At 74.6% G+C, this 4,909-nt stretch carries 2 protein-coding genes; both read right to left on the bottom strand.

Going from position 1 to position 4,909, the window contains the following annotated elements; genetic code table 11:
• Nucleotides 1–129 precede the first annotated feature (129 nt).
• Nucleotides 130–2,358, bottom strand: coding sequence for an MMPL family transporter (locus ACWJ6R_RS30160; RefSeq protein WP_449065474.1), 2,229 nt, complete (start codon nt 2,356–2,358; stop codon nt 130–132).
• Nucleotides 2,359–2,511: 153 nt separating this feature from the next.
• Nucleotides 2,512–4,671, bottom strand: a complete 2,160-nt coding sequence (locus ACWJ6R_RS30155; protein ID WP_449065473.1) for a protein kinase domain-containing protein — start codon at nt 4,669–4,671, stop codon at nt 2,512–2,514.
• Nucleotides 4,672–4,909 lie beyond the last annotated feature (238 nt).

Here is a 4,909-nt window from a genome sequence, read left to right as displayed (position 1 = left end):
GGGCGCTCAACGGCGCCCGGGCGCCCGGAGACACGGTTCCCGGGCGCCCGGGAACGGGCCCCGGGGCTCCGGACGACTCCCCGCGCCCAGGCGCGCGGCTCCCCGGACGCTCCGGAACGCCCCTTGCGCTCAGGCGCGACCCGCGCCGACGAGGTCCGGCTCCCGGTTCTCGCCGGCCTCCTCCTCGTCGTGGCCCTCGATGGACAGGTCGGGCAGGATCCGGTCCAGCCAGGCCGGGCACCACCAGTTGTAGCGGCCGAGCAGGACCATGGTCGCCGGGACCAGGAAGCCCCGGATGATCGTGGCGTCCACCGCCACCGCCACCGCCAGACCGACGCCGAAGATCTTGACCATGGGGTCGGGGTAGGCGATGAAGGCGACGAACACGGCGACCATGATCAGCGCCGCGGAGGTGATCACCCGGCCGGTCGAGCCCAGCCCCTCGGCCACCGCCCTGCGGTTGTCGCCGTGCCTCAGGTAGGCCTGCCGCACGGCGGTCAGCAGGAACACCTCGTAGTCCATCGACAGGCCGAACAGCACCGCGAACAGCATCAGCGGGATGTAACCGTCGATCGGTACCGAGAAGAACAGCGTGGTCAGGTAGGACATGTCGATGCTGACCGGCGGGTCCATCCCGACCAGCCCGCTGCCCAGCCCGAGGGAGAAGACCAGGGAGAGCGCGCCGAAGGCGGCGCCGAGCGAGACCAGGTTCATCAGCGCGGCCTTGATCGCCACCACCGGGGAGCGGAACGCCAGGAGCAGCAGCAGCGCGCTGAGCAGCACCACGACGCCGACGACCACCGGGGTGCGCTCGGCGATCCTGGCACTGGCGTCGGCCATCCCCGCCACCTCGCCGCCCACGTGCACGCTCGCCCCCTCGATGCGGAGTCCGCGCACCGCCTCGACGACGTCCAGGGCCCGGGGGTCGCTGGGCGCGAAGTCGGGGACGGCGTGCAGCATCACGGCGGTCCCCGCGGAGTTGAGCACCGGCTCGCCCGCGTGCGCCACGCCCTCGACCGCGCCGACGCGCTCCTTCAGCGTCCGGAGTACGGCGGGCGCGGGCTCCCGGTCGGCGACCGGCTCGTCCAGCTCGGCGACCACGATCAGCGGCCCGTTGATGCCCGGCCCGAACCCGGCCTGCATGAGCTCGTAGGAGCGGCGGGCGTCGGTGCCCGGTCGCCGTAGCCGTCGTCGAGCGGGCCCAGCTTGAGCGCGAGGGCCGGCGCGGTGAGCGCGGCCAGCACCGCGACGCTGAGCGCGAGCACGCCCCAGGGCCGCCGGGGAGACCCACCTGCCCAGGCCCGCCCAGCCCGAGGAGCCGTCCGCGGGCCGGCGGCGGCCCGCCAGCGGCAGGCGCAGCGCGTCGATCCGGTGACCGAGCAGACCGAGCAGGGCCGGTACCAGGGTGACCGAGGTGAGTACCGCGCAGACGACCGAGATGCCGGTGATCCAGCCGAGTGTCTGCAGCATCGGGAACCCGCCGAGCAGCAGCGCGCTGAGCGCGATGATCACCGTGCCGCCCGCGAAGACCACGGCGCCGCCCGAGCCCGCGGCCGTCCGGCGGACCGCGTCGTGCACGGCCAGCCCGTCGTCCAGCAGCTTGCGGTGCCTGCTCAGCAGGAAGAGCGCGTAGTCGATGCCGACGCCGAGCCCGATCATCGTCGCCATGATCGAGGCCTGCTTGGGCACGTCCACGACGTGGCCGAGCAGGCCGATCACGCCGAGGCCGGTCGCGATGCTGATCAGGGCGGCGAAGACCGGGATCAGCGCGGCGACCAGGGTGCCGAAGGCGAACAGCAGGACGAGCAGCGCGCAGGCGACCCCGATGACCTCGCTGGCGCCGGTCTTGATCTCCTTGTCGGCCGGGGTCCCCGAGTCGGCGGGCACCGCCTCGATGCCGAGCCGCCGGACGGGCTCGGCCGCGGCGGACAGCACCTTGGTGGTCTCGGCCAGCCGGGAGTTGTCGTGGCCCTCCAGCTTGACCGTGATCAGGCCGATCTGCAGGCTGGGCGCGAGGCCGCCGATCCGGTAGGGCGTCAGCACCTCCGCGACGTGCGGGACCCGCCGGATCTCGTCCACGGCGCGCTGCACCGCGCTCTTGCGCCGTTCGTCGATCAGCGGCCCGTCGGCGGAGTAGAGCACGATCTGGACGGTGCCGCCCGGGTCGTAGCCGGGGCCGAAGCCGTCGCGCATCAGGTCGTGGGCGCGCTGCGCGTCCGTGCCGGGGATGGCGACGTTGTTGTTGACCGGTCCGGGGAACAGCAGCGATCCCGCGGTCAGCGCCGCCGCCAGCAGGATCCAGAGTGTCAGCACGACCGTGCCGCGCCGTGCGCACCATCCACCCAGTCGCCCCAGCAACCCAGACATCGGGACCGCCCTATTGAGATCTCAGTCGTGCGCCCGTCTGTACGGGAGCGCTTACCGAAAGCGTAGGGGTGAAGCTCGAGAAATGCCGTCGGTGACGGAGAAATGAGACGATGGCCACATTGAGTCAGGAATACGGCTTTCCGATCACGAGACCTCCGTGCTTCCCGGGATCGCCGCACCCGCCGTGCTCGTCGGATCGGCCGGATCCCCGGGATCCGGCGCGGCGGTCGGCTCCTCCCCCGGGCCGGGCCCGCTCTGCGCCCCGACCCCGACGGTGATCACCACCGTGGCGCCCGGCCGGACGCACCCGCCCGGGCCCGCGCTCTGCGCCAGCACCGTCCCGGCCCGCGCCCCGTCCACCAGCCGTGCCCGCGCCCGTACGGCGAAGCCCGCCCCGCTCAGCGCGCTCCGCGCGTCCGCCTCGGCCGAGCCGACCACCGAGGGCACCTGCGCCCCGCGCCGTGACACCGTGAGCGCGACCGCGCCGCCCGAGGAGACGCGCTCGCCCGCCCCGGGGCTGGTGGCGACCACCTGCCCGGAGGGCCGGTCCGAGCAGAGCGCCGTCACCGCCCCGACCTCCAGCCCCGCCGCCCGGAGCGCGTCCCCGGCCGCCTTCCTGCGCAGTCCCGCCAGCTCGGGGACGGCCACGCCCGCCGAGACCGTCAGCCGGATCGCGGTGCCTCTGGCCACCACGGTCCGCGCCTCCGGCAGGCTCCCGAGCACCCGGCCGATCCGTTCCGCGGAGTCGACCTGGACGACGCTCCCCGCGACCAGCCCGGCGCGTTCCAGGGCACGGCGCGCCTCGGAGCGCTCCAGTCCCTCCACCGGCGGCACCGCGACCCCTCCGGCCGGGACCGTGGCCGGCCCTCCCGCGCCGGGAACGTTCCTGGCCGGCACGGTGCCGTGCTCCCGGCGGGGGACCGCCGGGCCGGACTCCGTGCTGGTCTCCGCCCGTTCGGCGAGGATCGACGCGCCGGACTCCACCGGCGGCACGGGCGTCCGCCCTCCCCCGGACGGTCCCCCGTTCCCGCTCAGTGCCGGGAGCAGCACCCCCACCAGCACGGCGGCGCTGACCAGGAGCGATCCGGAGACCGCCACCGACGCCCTGGTGGCCGCCCTGCCGGGGTGCGTGCGCGTCCCGGCGGGTTCCTCCGCCGGAAGGCTCCATGCGGCTCCGGCCTCCCGCCAGGGGGCGGGGATCGCAGGGATCGCACTCGCGGGGAACGGGCTCGCGGGGAACGGGCGGGCGGAGACCGAGCGGATGGAGACGGGCCCGGCGGGATCGGAACGGGCGGAATCGGAACAGGAGGGGAGCCCTTCCACGGGGAGCGGCCGCTCCCCCGTCCCCCGCCTCTCGTCCCGGTCCCGGTCCCGCTCCCCGTCTCCGTCCCTGCCTCCATCTCCGGGACGGTCGGAGTCGTCGGCACCGCCCAGGCCGACGGCCGCGGATCCGCCGACTGCCGCGGACCCGCTGCCGATGTCGCCGGGATCGGCGCCGTCACCGTCGCCGAGCAGCGTGAGCAGGAGCTCGCGGCTCGTGGGCCGGTTGCGGGGGTCCTTGTCCAGGCAGGCGGCGACCAGCGCGGCGAGCCACCCGTCGAGGTCGCCCAGCTCCGGCTGGGCGGTGAGGATGCGGTGCAGCACCGCCGCGATCGAGTCCTGCCCGAACGGGGCCTGGGCGTTGGCCGCGAAGCACATGGTCGCGCCCCAGGAGAAGACGTCGGCGGCCGGGTCGATCTCGGCCCCCTCCACCTGTTCCGGCGCCATGTAGGCGGGGGTGCCCGCGCCGCGCCCGCTCTGGGTGGCCGCCGCGTCCAGCGCCCGGGCCAGACCGAAGTCGATGACCCGGGGCCCGTCGGGACCGAGCAGCACGTTCTGCGGTTTGAAGTCCCGGTGGACGATCCCCGCCCGGTGGATCGCGGTGAGCGCGGTGGCCGTGCCGATGGCCAGCCGCTCCAGCGCGCCGTCCCTCCTCGGCCCGCCGACGGCGACCTCCCGGTGCAGGGACGGCCCGTCGACGAACTCGCTGACGAGGTAGGGGCGGTCGTCGGCCAGCCCCGCGTCGATCACCTGCGCGGTGCAGAACCGGGCCACCTGCTTGGCCAGGCCCACCTCGCGCAGGAACGCCTCCCGCTCATCGGCGATCCGGCCGTGCAGCAGCTTGACCGCGTACGGCTCGGGAGCGGTGTCGGGACGCATCCCGAGGTACACCGCGCCCTGGCCGCCCTCGCCCAGACGGCCGACGATCTCGTACGTGCCCAGCCTTTCCGGATCCCCCGGTCTGAGCGGCTGCGCATACGGCACACGGGCCTCCCCTCGCCGCCACTCCTCCACTCAAGAGAAGGCATCCCCCGCAGTCAACGGAAGTCAATCCCCTATGCCCATGACCGTGACACTCATGTGATGCTCAGGTCAGGCCCGCCCGCCCGCGCCAGGACTCCCGGATCAGCGCCCGTTCGGCGGCCGCCAGGTGGGCCGCGGCGGCGAGCCAGGCCCTGGCGTACCCGTCGTCACCCGGCTCCGCCAGGCGCCCGAACACGTC

Source organism: Planomonospora algeriensis (genome assembly GCF_977012225.1).
Note: the sequence above shows the minus strand (reverse complement) of the source record. Positions and strands in the feature narration are given on the sequence as shown.